The 15474-nt window shown below is 57.5% G+C and carries 13 protein-coding genes; 9 read left to right on the top strand and 4 right to left on the bottom strand.

Going from position 1 to position 15474, the window contains the following annotated elements; genetic code table 11:
* Positions 1–52: 52 nt before the first annotated feature.
* Genes TBK1r_RS25525 through TBK1r_RS25535 form a run of 3 tightly spaced genes read left to right on the top strand, consistent with a single transcriptional unit; the run spans position 53 to position 2096 of the window.
* Entirely contained in the window at positions 53–1111 is a 1059-nt protein-coding gene (locus TBK1r_RS25525; RefSeq protein WP_145217325.1) for an NAD-dependent epimerase/dehydratase family protein, read from the top strand.
* Between the two features lie 5 nt (positions 1112–1116).
* Positions 1117–1749, top strand: coding sequence for a vitamin K epoxide reductase family protein (locus TBK1r_RS25530; RefSeq protein WP_145217328.1), 633 nt, complete (start codon positions 1117–1119; stop codon positions 1747–1749).
* Positions 1749–2096, top strand: a complete 348-nt coding sequence (locus TBK1r_RS25535; RefSeq protein ID WP_145217331.1) for an SPW repeat domain-containing protein — start codon at positions 1749–1751, stop codon at positions 2094–2096. Before TBK1r_RS25530 ends, TBK1r_RS25535 begins: the two co-directional genes overlap by 1 nt.
* A 4-nt stretch (positions 2097–2100) precedes the next feature.
* Here the strand turns inward: TBK1r_RS25535 and TBK1r_RS25540 are convergent, their stop codons facing one another.
* Positions 2101–3693, bottom strand: a complete 1593-nt coding sequence (locus tag TBK1r_RS25540; RefSeq protein WP_145217334.1) for a glycoside hydrolase family protein — start codon at positions 3691–3693, stop codon at positions 2101–2103.
* Between the two features lie 400 nt (positions 3694–4093).
* On the opposite strand from TBK1r_RS25540, the gene TBK1r_RS25545 reads away from it, so the two are divergent.
* Entirely contained in the window at positions 4094–4825 is a 732-nt protein-coding gene (locus TBK1r_RS25545) for a CDP-alcohol phosphatidyltransferase family protein (protein ID WP_473772459.1), read from the top strand.
* 16 nt (positions 4826–4841) lie between these two features.
* Here the strand turns inward: TBK1r_RS25545 and TBK1r_RS25550 are convergent, their stop codons facing one another.
* A complete protein-coding gene (locus TBK1r_RS25550) occupies positions 4842–5813 on the bottom strand; it encodes a diacylglycerol/lipid kinase family protein (RefSeq protein ID WP_145217337.1) in 972 nt (323 codons plus the stop codon).
* A gap of 7 nt (positions 5814–5820) precedes the next feature.
* On the bottom strand, positions 5821–6006 hold the full coding sequence (locus tag TBK1r_RS25555; RefSeq protein WP_145217340.1) for a hypothetical protein: 186 nt from the start codon (positions 6004–6006) through the stop codon (positions 5821–5823).
* A 160-nt stretch (positions 6007–6166) separates the two neighbouring features.
* On the opposite strand from TBK1r_RS25555, the gene TBK1r_RS25560 reads away from it, so the two are divergent.
* The 5 genes from TBK1r_RS25560 (at position 6167) to TBK1r_RS25580 (ending at position 9984) form a co-directional block, all read left to right on the top strand.
* Positions 6167–6916: a phosphatase PAP2 family protein gene (locus TBK1r_RS25560; RefSeq protein ID WP_145217344.1), complete on the top strand. Its 750-nt coding sequence runs from the start codon at positions 6167–6169 to the stop codon at positions 6914–6916.
* Positions 6917–7125: 209 nt separating this feature from the next.
* Positions 7126–8043: a YihY/virulence factor BrkB family protein gene (locus tag TBK1r_RS25565; protein ID WP_145217346.1), complete on the top strand. Its 918-nt coding sequence runs from the start codon at positions 7126–7128 to the stop codon at positions 8041–8043.
* Positions 8044–8214: 171 nt separating this feature from the next.
* Positions 8215–8406: a hypothetical protein gene (locus tag TBK1r_RS25570; RefSeq protein ID WP_145217349.1), complete on the top strand. Its 192-nt coding sequence runs from the start codon at positions 8215–8217 to the stop codon at positions 8404–8406.
* Between the two features lie 262 nt (positions 8407–8668).
* Positions 8669–9457, top strand: a complete 789-nt coding sequence (locus tag TBK1r_RS25575) for an SDR family oxidoreductase (RefSeq protein ID WP_145217352.1) — start codon at positions 8669–8671, stop codon at positions 9455–9457.
* A 38-nt stretch (positions 9458–9495) separates the two neighbouring features.
* Positions 9496–9984, top strand: coding sequence for a DUF1269 domain-containing protein (locus tag TBK1r_RS25580; RefSeq protein WP_145217355.1), 489 nt, complete (start codon positions 9496–9498; stop codon positions 9982–9984).
* Positions 9985–10002: 18 nt separating this feature from the next.
* Here TBK1r_RS25580 and TBK1r_RS25585 read toward each other — a convergent pair whose 3' ends face one another.
* Positions 10003–15204 carry a chemotaxis protein CheB gene (locus TBK1r_RS25585; RefSeq protein WP_145217358.1) on the bottom strand — a complete coding sequence of 1734 codons (5202 nt, stop codon included), beginning with the start codon at positions 15202–15204 and terminating at the stop codon, positions 10003–10005.
* Positions 15205–15474 lie beyond the last annotated feature (270 nt).

Consider the following 15474-nt stretch of genomic DNA (forward strand, 5'->3'; position numbering starts at 1 on the left):
GGTGTTTGCAGAGTCAAAGAGGCGTACGTTTTCTTTCCAAGCGGAGTGATTCATGTCTGTACCACGTCCTGCCGTCATCGTCACGGGAAGCTCGGGTCTGCTGGGGCAACCGGTTTGCCGTGCGTTGGCCGATCGCGGTTATGAAGTGTTCGGATTCGATCGAGTCGGATTGCCTGAGCCGCCGAAAAGCCACGCCAACGTTTATGACATCGAGTGCGACCTGACCAGCTACGAAAATGTGCGAGGCGCGGTCGCGGATGTTCGACGACGCACCGATGGCAAGCTCGCCAGCGTCGTTCACCTGGCGGCGTACTACGATTTCTCCGGTGAGGACAGCGAAGCGTACGAAGAAGTCACGGTCAACGGAACCGATCGGTTGCTAAACGCGCTGGACGAGTTTGAACTGCAACAGTTTATTTTCAGCAGCACGATGCTGGTGCACGAACCGTGTGAGCCAGGCCAACACATCGCTGAAAATGACCCGCTGTTAGCGAAGTGGCCTTATCCCGAAAGCAAAATCCGAACCGAACGGCTGATTCGTGAGGGTCACCCCGGCGTGCGATCCGTGTTTCTGCGGATCGCCGGCGTCTACACCGATTACGGGCGTCAACCAACCATCGTGCAGCAGATCAAGCGGATCTACGAAAAGGATTTTCAAAGCTATTTCTTTCCCGGCGATACCGAGACCGGACAATCGGCCGTTCACCTGGACGACGCGGTCGATGCGGTCGTGGCCACCGTCGAGCGTCGCGATCAGATCGAAGCCAAGACGGCCATCTTGATCGGCGAGCCGGATCCTCCCTCTTACGAAACGCTTCAAGATCAAATTGGGCGTCAGATTCATGGCAAGGAGTGGACAACGCTGTGCGTTCCAAAACCACTTGCGAAAGTCGGCGCGTCGGTCACCGACACGCTGTCCGATGGCGAAGCGTTCATCAAACCGTTCATGGTCAACATGGCCGACGACCATTACGCACTCGATCTCTCGCGGGCTAAAGAAATGCTGGGCTGGGAACCCAAGCACCGACTGATCGATCGGCTGCCGAAGATCATTGACGCGTTGAAACAAGATCCCGATCTGTGGTATCGCAAGAACGGTCTGAAACGATAGCACCGATGTCGCACGCAACACTTCCTGTCGACGACTTGGACCGCAACGTCCCGCCCTATCAACACAACCCCTCGGCGTGGTCACAGCGAATCCCGATTTGCATCCTGGCGTTCGTCGCCGCAGCCATCTCCGCGCACCTGTCGATGTACCAGTGGGGGCTGATCGACACCGCCTGGGATCCTGCCTTTGGCAGTGGCACGGCCGAGGTCTTGAAGTCAAAAACGGCCACGCAGATGTATGCCATGATCGGCATTCACGATGCGGCGCTGGGAGTCTTGGCCTACCTGGGGGACGCCATTTTGGGTTTTGCCGGATCGACGCGTCGCTGGCAGTACCGCCCCTGGTTGGTGATCCTGTTCGGGATTGACGTGATTCCGCTGGGCATTGTCAGTGTCGTGTTGGTCTTGATCCAGGCGTCGATTATCGGTTCATGGTGCTTTCTGTGCTTGGTAACGGCGGCGATCTCGTTGATCCTCGTCTATTGGGCGTGGGATGAAGTCCGGGCGTCGCTGATGTACTTGTGGATTGTTTGGAAACAGAACCACAATTGGCGACTACTGTGGGATGCGTTTTGGGGCAATCGTTGCGAAGCGATCGATCACGCCGCGGAAACCTTGTTGTCGCGGGGGACTGCGTGATGTGGGGACGCGTCGTTGAGATCATGACCGCGGTGTGGCTGGCGGCCAGCCCGTTTATCTTTCAGGTGCAAGGCAGCGATTCTTTTGTGCTGATCGATTCGTTGGCTGCGTTGCTGATTGTGATTCTGTCAGGGTTGTCGTACTGGCATCCGACCCGGCATGCGCACTTGCTGATCCTGGTCGTCGCGACCGGGCTGACGTTGTGGGGGCGTTTCGCAGATGCTCCCCCGCCACCGATTCACCAAAATCACATTGTCGTCGGTCTCTTTCTACTGATGATCGCCATCATCCCGAATGAAGCCTCACGCCCGCCCCACGCCTGGCGATCGCCTGCCGAATCGCATTAATCGGTCAGCCGCTGGCCAGATGTTCGTCGGTTTGATTTGGTGGTGCGAGTCGTTCCAATTGGATTTCGGAAACTCTTACTTTCGCCGTCTCCAAATAGACGCCCATCTTTCCCGTGTCAAAACTCTGGTCGGCCAATGACAAAACGACTCGGCCATTGACCGACACTTCGATGTAGCTTCCGAAAACGATCAGCCGCACGGCGATGGCGTTGCGAACCTCGGTGTACCAGAAACCGGATTGCAGCGGTTGAAACTGCATCATCTGTTCGCCACTCCCGTCTTCACCGGTTCCCCAAGCCCGCAGCTGGGCGACGCCTTTGAGGATGTCCAGTGAAAGGTAGTACCCATCGCGTGTTTCGGGATCGATGCGAAAGACCAGTCCGCACTTGCCGAGCCCCTGCATTTCCAACTTGGCTTGAAATCGAAAGTGGTCCAACCGGTCATCGAACAAGAAGGCCTGAAACCCACTTTCACAGGCCAGGTCCAGATGCCCGCCTTCGACGCGACACTCTCGCATCTGCGGCCCCACGTCATCGATCAGACTGTGAATACACTTCGCATCGAGTGATTCTCGCAAGTATTGGTTGATGCCTTCGAACGTCACCGCTCGCAGTAATCCGTGTTCGTTCTTGACCAGACGTTTGGGCGGCAGCATCAAGTTTTCCGCCGTTCGGTCTTCCCGATTCATCGAATAGAAATTCCACAGCAACCATCCTTGATCGTCACGGCAGACTCGACCTGCATAGTTGCCTTGGGGCAGCAACACGTTGTCGTGATAGCTTTGCCAACGGTGGCCGATCTCGTCGGTGTGCCAGTAACGGATTTTTGCGTCTTCGCGAATACTACCGATCAAGTAATGATCGTCGTCGACGACGATCAAATTCGGCACTTCGATATCATCGTACAATCGCGGGTGGTGCAGCGGCGGGTGCGCCACGAAATGGTTGGGTTCGACTTCCTTCATCAATGCGACGCAGCCGCGGCGCACGACCGGTCCCGTCTTGACGCGTCCGGCCGCCATCAGCCAGCCATCGTTCCCATCATGATGGTAGAACGGATCGCGAAAACTGACCCAGTGTCGGCCCTCGGTGAGCGACGCTTCGTAATACTTCGGATCCGGCTCCAACGGGAAACAACTCGTTGGATCAAACATCGCATGGCGGGCATCCGCGGACGTCGCCCGACTTTGCTGTACCGCACGCTTGACACGCTCAGGGTCCCTCGGGCCGCGGTGATCCTCCCACCGGACCGGGGCCTTTTGCCAATGAAACAGATCGTCGCTGACCGCCATCCCCAACCGCTGAAAGTTGCCTTGGTCGCGCCGCGACAGGCCGGTGTAGAACATCCGCCAGCGCCCGGGATGATAGGGATCGGGCGAAACATGCATCGTCCACAGCATCAAGTCGTCCCAACTGCCCGGATCGCCGATGAACAGCGCGTTGTTGACTCTCCGCCAATTCAACGCGTCGGTGCTGACGGCGTGGGCGATGAAGTCGTGGTTGGGCAGGACGAGGTGGAACAAGTGGTACAGGCCGTCGTGAAACAAGACGTCCACGTCGCCGATCGTTTTTCTGCTGCCATCAGTTTCTGCAAACATGGTCAATAATGTACACCAACTCGGTCGCGACGCCCCACCCCAATTGCTCTGAAGCCGACTCGGCTCCGCAGCCAATCGCAGCTCACCGCTCGCATCGCGCACTGCTCACATCGCGGTCTGCTCGAAAATCCGTCGCGAGGGTCAATGAGCGACCGGCGGACGAGTGGAGAGACGCGCCTCTGCCGGCGCGGTCAAGGAAATCCGCCTTTGGCATGGGAACTGCTTTGGTTGGCTCCGGACTGCATCGAATCGCGCAGGGCGGTTGAGTCGTCGAGTTGCCAACCGACAGAAACACCTCCCCCCCGGGCGTCCGATCGACATTCAAGAATTCTTGCCCGCCTGGGAAGCACCCTTCCAACTCAATTTTGACGGTCACCACTGAAGAGAATGAAACGCGATCGTGATTAGCAAGTCAACGACATCTGATTTCGCATGGGCTTCTTACGGTGTCCACTTGCTGACTGCGTCGGGGATCGTCCCCGCAGGCCTGGCAATGGCCGAGATCGTTTCCCCAGACTGCGATCCACGAATCGTATTCGTCTACCTGTTGTTGACCAATGTGATCGACGCAATCGACGGTCCTTTGGCGAGGCGATTCGAAGTCAAATCGCGAGCCCCGGCGTTCGACGGGCGGACGATTGATGATTTACTGGACTACCTCACCTTCGCGTTCATTCCGTTGATGTTGATCTGGCGGATGGATTGGCTGCCGCAGGGATGGGGTTGGACGGTCACGTTGGCGATGGGAAGCAGCTTGCTCGGATTCTCGCATCGCCACGCGAAAGACGAGGACGGCGGATTTTTTCGGGGCTTTCCATCCTACTGGAACATCTTTGCGTTCTACGCGGGGATTCTGTTCGTGTGGGGCGGTGGTTGGGCGGTGGCCTTCTTGATGTGGACGCTAAGCGTGATGACCCTCAGCCCGCTGCGATTCATCTATCCCAACCTGGCTCCAAGACGTTTGCGCAGAATTCTGCTCGGCGGAGCAGCGGGTTGGGTCGCGGTGATGATCTTGATGCTCTATCCATACCCCCACTCGCCGGGATGGCTTACCCTGGTTTCATTGGCCTATCCGCTGTTTTACGTCGCCGCCTCGTGGCAACTGGCTTCCAGCCACGGAAAAACAACCTGATTGGGAAGATCGTTTCCTAACCGAGTTCGGCCCGCTCGACATGGGATTGAAACTGCCTGCCGACAAACATTTTGATCGGCGCCGGCTCGACACAAAACCGGATTGGTTCCGCGTTTACGATTTCTCCGTCGAGTGTGAAACGCATCGACGGACTGGATTGCAGCTCTAGACGCTTGGCTTGTCGATGAATCACTTGATCACACTCCCCGAATGTTCCGGTCAGGTTGCGTGTCACAATCTCGGCCATGTCGGCGACCGTACCATCTTTGATCAAGACGATGTCTAGCAATCCATCGGTCGGCGACGCCCAGGGAGCAACTTCGATCCGTCCTGCGTTGGTACGGCCGTTGGCGACCAGGATTGCCCAGCTATCAAGTTCCAACTGCTCGCCGTCGATGTCGACTTGAACCCGATAGCTGATCATGTCCGCCAATACGGACACCGCACCGCGAATGTAGCTCATCGCGCCCCAGCGTTGTTTGATTTCGTCGGTCATCAGTTCCGACACTCTCACGCAATTCCCGCCGGCAGCAACGTTTGCAAAGTACTGCTGAAACCCATCGGCGTGCACCTGCACGATGTCGATGCTCAGCGGCTCGCTTTGGCGCATTTGCTGGACCGCTTCGGCGACCTCATCCGAAATCGCGAGCGTGCCTGCAAAGTCGTTGGCCGTCCCCAGTGGAATGATCGACAGACTGGGACGCGACCGAGCATCGACTTCCATCAAAGCGTTCACAACCGCGTTGACGGTACCATCGCCGCCGGCGGCGACGACGGTGCGGCAACGAGAATCGATGATCGCTTGTGGCAAATCCAACTCGCGACGGATTTTTGTCCATCGCGTTGCAAAACAAGACAGTAGTTGGCGAAGCTGGTCGATTTGAGCCGCTCTCCCCGATCCGTCATTCCAGATCACGTGGTAGTCCAGCTCCAGCAAAGCCGATCCAGTCCACTCGTCGTGGAGCAGATGGTTCGTGATGGCTGCCATCCGTTGTTCAATCCTGCGAAGAATCTGACGTTTGCTCGGCTCGGGCCGCCTCGATGCTCCGCTTAAGACGTTTGGCAGTTTCCTCGCGATACCTTTCGATCGAGGTCTCGTCGGCATCTTCGATCAGCGGAGGGCCTGCGACAAACGGGTGCGTGACGCCATGGACGGTCTGGATATTGATGGTATTGGTCATTGTCTTATGATCAGTTTTGAAGTGAGGTGAAAGGATTCTTCGGAGACACTCATGCAGATGCCGTGCCATTTCGACGTCTCGTCGCGACCGCCGTCTGGCGCCGACAGCACGAGACAGGTCCCCCGACTGATCGGCATGCGACTTGCGAAGGAAATCGAGCATGAAGACCTTCCGTAATCGCAAATTCCATCCACACCTCGTCCGCCTGGTCCGCTTCTTCCGTGACCGTGAACCGATTGTGCTGCTAGGACTGCTGGTCGTCGTACTGGCGGCATGGGGTTTTATCGAACTGACGGACGAAGTTTTGGAGGGGAGTACCGATTCGATTGACCGTTGGGTGGTGCTCAGTCTGAGAGATTCCGCTGATGTCTCCGATCCGGTCGGACCGACCTGGATGGAGGAAGCGGGACGCGACTTGACGGCGCTTGGCGGAATATCGGTCATGTTGATCGCCGTTGTATCAGCGGCCGGGTTTCTGGCGATCAATCGCGCTTATCGGACCATGGTCGTTTTGGTGGTGTCGACGTTGAGCGGAATGGGCGTGAGTTTGTGGATGAAGTCGCTGTTTGCTCGTCCACGCCCCGACTTTGTCCCCCATCTGTCGCACGTCTACACCAGTAGCTTCCCCAGCGGACATTCAATGATGGCGGCACTTGTCTATCTGACCCTCGCGGCGCTGATCGCTCCGGTGCTGCGGCACTTTTGGTTGCGGTTCTACACGCTCGCCGTCGCGGTCATGTTAACGGTGTTGGTCGGAATCAGTCGGGTTTACATGGGTGTTCACTATCCCACCGATGTCTTGGCCGGCTGGGCAGCCGGATTGGTCTGGGCGCTGGCGTGTTGGCTGATTGCCCGTGCGGTCAAGACAAAGCGTGACCGAACAAGGCCCGAGGGGGCCGAGCCACCTTGAATGACGACGGCGGAACGTCAGGCCACAAGCCTCCCACGGCGGGCAAGTCTGGCCTGGCATCTATGAACGTCACGATTGCGAAGAGAGCACTTGTCTGAGCACATCGCTGAGCACTGGCCTGAACAATGCTGGCATGGAATTTGCCCCGTTCCCGGGACATCCGCCTCACTGAAAACTGAATCCGGGGTCGCTCCACCGGCACCACGACGATGGACTTTCTGAAACAAACCTTCGAAGAGTTTATTAACGACCGCTGTGCGACCATGGCAGCGGCGCTTGCCTACTACACCGCCTTTGCGCTTCCGCCGTTGCTGTTTCTGTTGCTGACCGTGCTGACGTTCGGATTGTCGCTTGCGTATGAGTCCGAAAACGCCAAGCAGCGGGCACAGGCGGTGCTGGAAGATCAAGCCACGGAAATGCTCGGCAACGAATCGGCTGCGGAGGGGATCACCACGATCCTGCAGAACAACCGTGCATCCGGAGGGACGTGGTGGAAGTCCTTGATCAGCTTTGCGGGCATCATCGTCGGGGCAACCGGAGTCGTCGGGGCGTTGCAAGATTCACTGAATCGAGTCTGGCAGGTGAAACCCGACCCGGACACGTCCAGCATCCTGACGATCTTGATCAAACGAATCATCTCGTTGGCAATGATTCTGGCGCTCGGCTTTCTGCTGCTGGTTTCCATTGTCGTTTCCTCGGTGCTCTCCAACGCGGGAGAACAACTGGGTTCAATCCTGGGAGTCGACGTGGGAGTCGCTGCAATCATCAACTACCTGGTCCAGGCCGCGGTGGTGTTTATCGTGTTTGCAGCCATCTTCAAGTTCATGCCCGACGCGGTGGTCCAGTGGCGCAATGTGACTGCCGGCGCAGCGATCACGACGGTGCTGTTTCTGGTGGGCCGCTATGCGATGCAGTTCTATTTCTCGTACAGCGAGCCGGGGGCTGAGCTAGGCGCAGCGGCGGCATCGCTCGCAGTGATTTTGGTCTGGGTTTATTACTCGTCGATGATCGTGCTGCTGGGCGCCGAGGCCACTCAGGTGTATGCGGTCCGCTATGGGAACGGTATCCAGCCGGCGAGCAATGCAGTGCGCGTGGTCGAAGAGATCCGTCGTCCGGAAGCGGGTTAGAGCCCAACCCTGTCTTCGGCCGATGACACGACCGACATTCACTGTCGGCTTGCTGTTTCGCCGATTTTTGGCGCGCCCCTTGCAACACTTCTTCTCAACAGCGTCACTCGGGCGCAGGGCGGACGTTTCGACGATCGCCGATTCAGCGACTCAACCAAAAGGTAGACAACCATGAAGACGAACACGCAACGAAACGATTCCAACGACTCGCGTGAGCGACGACGATGGGTTCTCGCCGCTGCTCTCGGCGCGATGATCCCCATCGTTGGTCAAATTACGACCATCCAGGCCGATGAACCATTCGGACATCACAACCAGTACTACGAAGAAGATGCTTGGTGGGACGTCAGCGAATGGCGTTGAAGCAGTAACGTGCCTCGACCTGTTGGTTTTACCGATACGCGTCCAAGTACTCGCTGGCGTCGGCCCGACGGCGTCAGCGAGAGGCTTTCCTAAGCAACGAGCGGGAAATGAGAGTCGCATTGTCTTGGATCGCTCGTTGCTAACACGACTTGATGGGTTCGACCAATGCGCATCTGCCCGGCGTCGGGCAGGTGGTTTTCGCCGTGTAATTTACCCACGGCCGGATCGCCGAACGACCGGCCACTTTTAGGATGACCTGCTGATGAAGATCGATCTGAACGACCGGGTGATCATGATCACCGGTGGAAGCGAAGGGATCGGAAAGGGAATCGCGGACGTTGCCGCGCGATGCGGGGCAACCGTCGTGATCGCCAGTCGTGACGAAGACGACATGCAAACCGCCGTCGAATCAATTCAATCTGAAGGCGGCAATGCATCGTGGGTCAGAGCCGATGTGACGCAGGACGATCAAGTCGCCGATGCCGTCCAAAAAACCATCGAGCGATATGGTCGACTTGATGGACTCGTCGCAAACGCGGGAATCAACGGAACCTGGGCGCCTGTGGACGAATTAACGCCGGAAGAGTGGCGAAAAACGATCGAGGTCAATTTGACCGGCACCTATTTGAGCGTTCATCATTGCGTACCGCACCTCCGCAAGGCGGGCGGCGGCAGCATTGTGATCATGTCTTCGATCAATGGAACGCGGACATTCAGCAATGAGGGGGCGACGGCATACGCGGCGAGCAAGGCTGGCCAATTTGCGTTGGCGAAAATGCTGGCCCTCGAACTCGCCCCGTCAAAAATTCGCGTCAATGTGATCTGCCCCGGCGCGATTGAATCAAACATTCACGGCAAGACCGAACGTGAAAACCTCGAACGCATCGAAACTCCGGTGATTTATCCCGAAGGAGAAATCCCACTGACCGGAGGTGACTTCGGCACTCCTGATCAAGTCGCCAGCCTAGTGGCGTTTTTGATGAGCGATTTGGCCAGTCACATCACCGGCACCCCGGTGTGGATCGATGGCGGCCAATCACTGATCCGCTAACCACACCTTTGAACCGTCAACCCCAAGGAAACCCAACCGTGACTCAGAATTGCCTGATTGCCGAATTTAATAACGAAGAAGACTTTCGAACCGCGATCGAAGTGCTGGACAAGGCACATTTCACTGAAGACGAAGTATCCATTGTCAGGCATGCCGACGACGAAGGTTTGTCAGAGCTTGACGCCGCACAAGACAAGACGCCGGTCTCGCCGTCGAGCGAGAAGACGGCGGCAGCGTCGACGGTGGCGGGTGGAACACTCGGCGCTGCACTCGGTGCGATGACTTTGATGGGCCCCATGCTCGTCGCCGGGCCGATTTTTGGAATGACAGCCGGGGCCGTCGGCGGCGGGCTGCTCGGTGCGGTCGAAAGCTGGGGCGTTGATGATCAGGTCGCCGAGAGTTACGAAGCCAAGGTTCGCGACGGGGCGAGACTCTTGATCGTCACCGGTGACGACATCCGATTGGCCGACGCTGAGAGCATGTTAAAGACCACCGGACCGACCTCGCTGGAAACGTTTCAACGGTGATGCGCCGTCGAAGCGGACTTACGGCGCGTCACCTGACGTCGCCTCGCGTATGACACGGAGCATCTTTCCCGCATCGATCGGTTTGGACAGGTAGTCGTTGCAGCCCGCTTCCAAGCATCGGTTCATGTCACCTTGCATGGCATCGGCCGTCAAGGCGATGATCGGACCACGGTATCCGATCTCGCGCAGTTTTTTCGAAGTCGAGTAGCCGTCCAAATTGGGCATCTGCATGTCGAGCAAGATCAGATCCGGACAGTCCCCCGTTTTCAAACATGCGGTCAGATGCTCGACGGCGAGCAACCCGTCCTCGCACTCATCCACCGTCGCGCCGGCTTTGGAGAGGATGTGCTTGCTCAAATAACGGATGTCTTGTCGGTCGTCGACGACGAGGACATGGCAAGAGAGTTTATGCGGTTGTGAATCCTCAAGCGTCGATTCCGAACCGTCGTCTGGGCGGGGTTCGACGTAGCGGACCAGATCCGATTGAGAGACATCGCCCGTTGCGATACGCAGCGTGAAGGTACTGCCGACGCCTTCGGTGCTGCTGGCGGTGATGTGGCCACCGAGCATCTCGGCCAGCCGTTGACTGATGGCAAGGCCCAGGCCGGTGCCACCGAAGTGGCGGGTGACGCTGGCATCGCCCTGTGAAAACGGTTTGAACAGTTGCGACATCTGATCGTCTGAAATGCCGATCCCCGTATCGATAACATCGAACTGCAACTGCTGCAATGCAAGATCGAACCGAATGCGAATGTTCACCCGGCCATGCTTGGTGAACTTGATCGCATTGCCGACGAGATTGATAAGAATTTGTTTCAGCCGTTTCGCATCGGACCGGATCATCTTGGGCAGTTTACCGTCATACTCGATATCCAGCGTCAAGCCGCCCTCTTTCGCCCGGACTTCCATGATGCTTCTGACGTCTTCGATCAATCGGCTGGGTTCGAAACATTCCTGTTGGACCTCCAGTTTCCCGGCTTCAATTTTGGACAGGTCCAGAATGTCATTGATGATTTCCAGCAGGTAATCCCCGTTGCGTCGAATGGTCTGCAGGTATTGCAGTGACTCCTCGTGATCGACCAGCTCTTTTAACAATTCGGCGTACCCCAAGATGGCCGTCATCGGCGTACGGATCTCGTGAGACATATTCGCCAGAAACTCACTTTTGGATGCACTGGCTTGATGGGCTCGCCGTTCACTCTCGCGGAGAGCTTCGGCCTGCAAATGCTCCTCGGTCGAATCCCAGTTGACGCCGTACATTTGAATCACTTTCCCCTCGTCACGAACGACTTCGCCGAGTCCGTTCATCCAGCGAACTTCACCGTCGGGGCGAATGATGCGGAACTCGCTGTCGTAGGTGTCCAACCCCTCGATCGCATCTTGCCACGCCTGTTTGAGCGGTTCGACATCGTCGGGATGCACCAGGGAGAAGAACAGATCGGGACATGCTTCTTGGTCCGCTTGGATGCCGAGCAGCTCGTACAACGCGGGCGTCCAGACGCTCTTCGTCGGAGTCCATTCCCATGCGGCCATGCCGCCGGCACGCAACGCCATCTCCATCCGGCGAGTCACTGACCGCTGTTCCTTTTCGATCTTGACCCGTTCGCGAATGTCGACACCCGATGGGACCAAAAATTCGATATTGCCTTCGGCGTCAAAGACCGGCGCGATCATGAAATCGATCATCACTCCGTCGCTGCCGTGTGCGAACAGTGACACGTCATACCGGACGACCTCCCCGGCAAAGGCACGGGCCATGGCCTCTCGCGTCTGCTGCACCACTGCCGGGTCGTAGTTCCACCAAGGTGCTTCGGCAAAGGGCTTGCCGATCACATCCTCTCGCCGAGCCCGAGCGATCTCCAGCGACCCGTCGTCAATTTCTACCAACAGCCCCTCGCGGTCGATCACACCGACCAAGCCCAATTGGTTGTTGATGACGCGACGAAGGTGCGCTTCGCGGTCGGCAAGGTCCAGTTCGCGACGCTTCCGCTCGGTGATGTCGACGACGACGCCGTTGAAATCCTCGGCCACACCCGACGCCGACATCCGGACACGGCCACGAGCGCGCAGGTGCCGCACCTCTCCACCGGGTAGATGAACGGGATACTCCTCGTCATAGATATGCCCCGTCGCGATCGCGTTTTCGATCGCCGACGAGATGTAGTCTCGAACCGACGGATCGATACGTTGCAAAAAATCATGGAGCGTTGGTTCCTCGTTTTCGTCAAACCCGAACAACCGGTTGAGAATCGGGTTGCTGATCGGATCTGGCGACTGCAAGCTCCAGGTCCAGGGCGCCACGTCGGCGACCTCCAAGGACAACTCGAGCCGGTCCTTGGCATCGGCCAGTGCGGTTTCGGCGTCTCGACGCTCGGTGATATCGATAAAGGTGACCACACATCCGACCAATCGCCCGTCTCGAATCTGCGGATGTGACCAATACTCCACATCAAACGACGACCCATCGGCACGCCAGAAGCGTTCGTCATCGACGTGCACCTGTTTCCCGCTGCGAAAGGCCCGAGCGATTTGGCATTCCTCGGCAGGGTACGTTGACCCGTCCCGATGCGAGTGGTGGATCATGTCATGCATGCACTGCCCAAGAAACTCGTCCGCACTTTGATAGCCGAGCAATTTGGCACAGGCAGCGTTCGCAAAGATGCATCGGCCCTCGAGATCAATGCCATAGATGCCTTCGGCGGTCGAACTCATCAACGATGCCAACATGGCCTCACGCTCGACAAGTTCGGAAACATCGACGAAGGTCACGACGATGCCATCGGTTTCACCAGGCTGGGATCGGTAGGGCGAAATGCGACGAATGTAGGATTTGCCGGATTCGGCAACAATGGTGTCTTCAATGACACCGGTCGAGTCAACGGAGGCAGGATCGGGTAGCGGGGGCATGTCGTGGACGCGCGGGACAAAATGTTCCAGCGGTCTGCCGACGTCCGTCGGGATCAGTGAGTAGATTTCCGCTATCGCCGGCGTGAAGCTTCGGATCCGCCGATCGTTATCGAGAAACACGGTCGCGATCTGCGTGCTTCGCAGCAGGTTCTCCAGATCGGCATGGGCGCGTGCCACGGCCTCACTGCCGGCTCGAATCTCCTCCTTGGACGTTTCCAATTCCTCGTTGGCCGATTGAAGCTCTTCATTCATCGACAACAATTCTTCGTTGGACGATTTCAGCTCCTCGTTGGCCGCTTCCATGTCTTGGAGCGTCCGCTCCAGATCGCTTCGAGTCGATTCGAGTTCACGCTCCAATTGGGCGATGATGACATCGGCGTCTTGATCGCCGGTGGAGGTGGCGTCCGGTGGCTGATCGAATTCTTCACGCCGCATCGGTTCGCCGACGTCATGAAACACGACCATGAACAACTCATCGTCCTCTCCCAACTGGGGCATCGGCTGGACGGTCAACATGACCCGTTGCATCAGATCATCATCGCGGATGGAAAGATTGTCGTGCGTGATCCGTCGACGCAATTTCTTCGCCTCGTTGAGAGCGGCTCGCAAGCCGATCCGCAAACTGGGCAAGGCCATTTTGACGATGTTGTTGTGAAAATCTCCGCCGGAGACTTCCAGATACTTCGAGATGCCATCGGAGGCGTTCAGAACCGTCCCGGTCTGATCGATCACGACGGCCTTGGGCGTGAACTCGTCCAACAAGATGCGTTGACGGATGACGTTCAAATCGATCGTCGCATCGGATTGTGTCTCGCCGCCGTAAACCGGCTTGACTTCTCCGTGGCGTGTCACCAGCGCACTGATCGATCCCGTCGCAGTGCCCTTGCGTTGTGAGATGCGGCACTTGGTATCGAATGGCTTGAACAGTTCGCCGTGAGACGAAACGGTTTCGCTGGGGCCGAGAAACAGGAACCCCGCCGGCCGCGTGGCGTAGTGAAACAGCGGAATTAATTTTTCTTGTAAATGCTCGCCCAGGTAAATGAGCAAATTCCGACACGAGATCAGGTCCTGTCGCGAGAACGGCGGGTCACTGATCAGATTGTGCTTGGAAAAGAGCACGAGTTCGCGGATCTCTTGAGTGACCTGATATCGCTTGCCGCGTTTGATGAAAAACCGTTTCAATCGCGACGAGCTGACGTGATCTTCAATTCCGGTTGGATAAGATCCCACCCGCGCGATCTGCAACGCGCGATCGTCGATGTCGGTCGCAAAAATCCGGACTTCCGGCGGTTCGTCCAGTTCGTCGATCTGCTCGCGACAGAGCATGGCCAAGGAATAGGCTTCTTCACCGGTGCTGCATCCGGCCACCCAAATTCGGACGACGTCTTGGGGACTTCTGCCTTCAAAGATTTTCGGCAGGACCGTGGTTGCGATCGCGTTGAAGGCTTCGGGGTCTCGAAAAAATGCGGTCACACCGATCAACAATTCGCGAAAGAGCGCACGCGTTTCCTCTTCACTCTTTTGCAAGTGAAACAGATAATCGCTGGCTGTTGCAATCTTCAAAACGTGCATCCGTCGCAGGATACGACGCATCAGCATGGTGATCTTGTAATGCTGGAAATTATGGCCGGTCGCTTCCAAAAGGTGCTCTGCGATCCGCGGAACCGCCTCAGCGATTTGGTTTCGGACGCGACCGACGGATTCCTCGTCGCCGTATTGAGACAGATGAGCCGTGTACCGTCTCACTTCTGCCGCCATCTCGCTCGGACGGCAGACGTGATCGGCCACCCCCATCGTGGCGGCGCTGCGCGGCATGCTGTCATATTTTGCCGACGCGGTGTCCTGGGCAAACGTCAGCCCTCCGGCATCCCCGATCGCCTTCAGCCCGACGGTTCCGTCGCTACCGGTTCCCGACAGGACGATCCCGATGGCACGCTCGGCTTGATCCTGGGCTAACGAATGAAAAAAGTGGTCGACCGAGGTGAGCTGACTTTTGGCGCTGTCGGGGACGATCGGCAGAAGACCGCCGTGCGTGACGTCCAGAAAGCGTTTTGCGGGGGCGACATAGACACAACCGGGCCGGAGTTTCGTCCGCTCGGTGACTTCGACCAACGGCATCTCCGTCGCCGCAGCCAACAATTCACGGAGCAACGTTTCGCTGGCAGCATCATGATGCAAGACGAGAACGATCGCCAGATCCTCACACCTGCCCAGGTGCTTCAGGAACTCGCAAACCGCTTCCAGCCCACCCGCCGACGCACCGATACCGACGACGAGTGGTATTTTGTTCGCTTTCATTGACTGGCTAGTCATGATCGGTTTCCAAACCGCCGGCGCCACTGCCGAGGGTTGTCATCTTGCCGCCAGCAAATCGCTCTCCAAACACGTTGACACTGCCCCGGATGACCTTCATTGGCGATACTCCAAACAAACAGAAACGACACGCCGGTCAATTGGAAGCGACTCAAGCGGTTTGGTCAATCTGGAAACAGGCAATCACCCCGGCCTGACGCAGAGAATGTTTTTACAGTTGGTTTAGGCGGAGTTCGTCCGTCGGTCGGTTGTCATGCGTTAGAGTGGTAG

Source organism: Stieleria magnilauensis (assembly GCA_007753675.1).
In the GTDB taxonomy this organism is placed as follows: domain Bacteria; phylum Planctomycetota; class Planctomycetia; order Pirellulales; family Pirellulaceae; genus Stieleria; species Stieleria magnilauensis.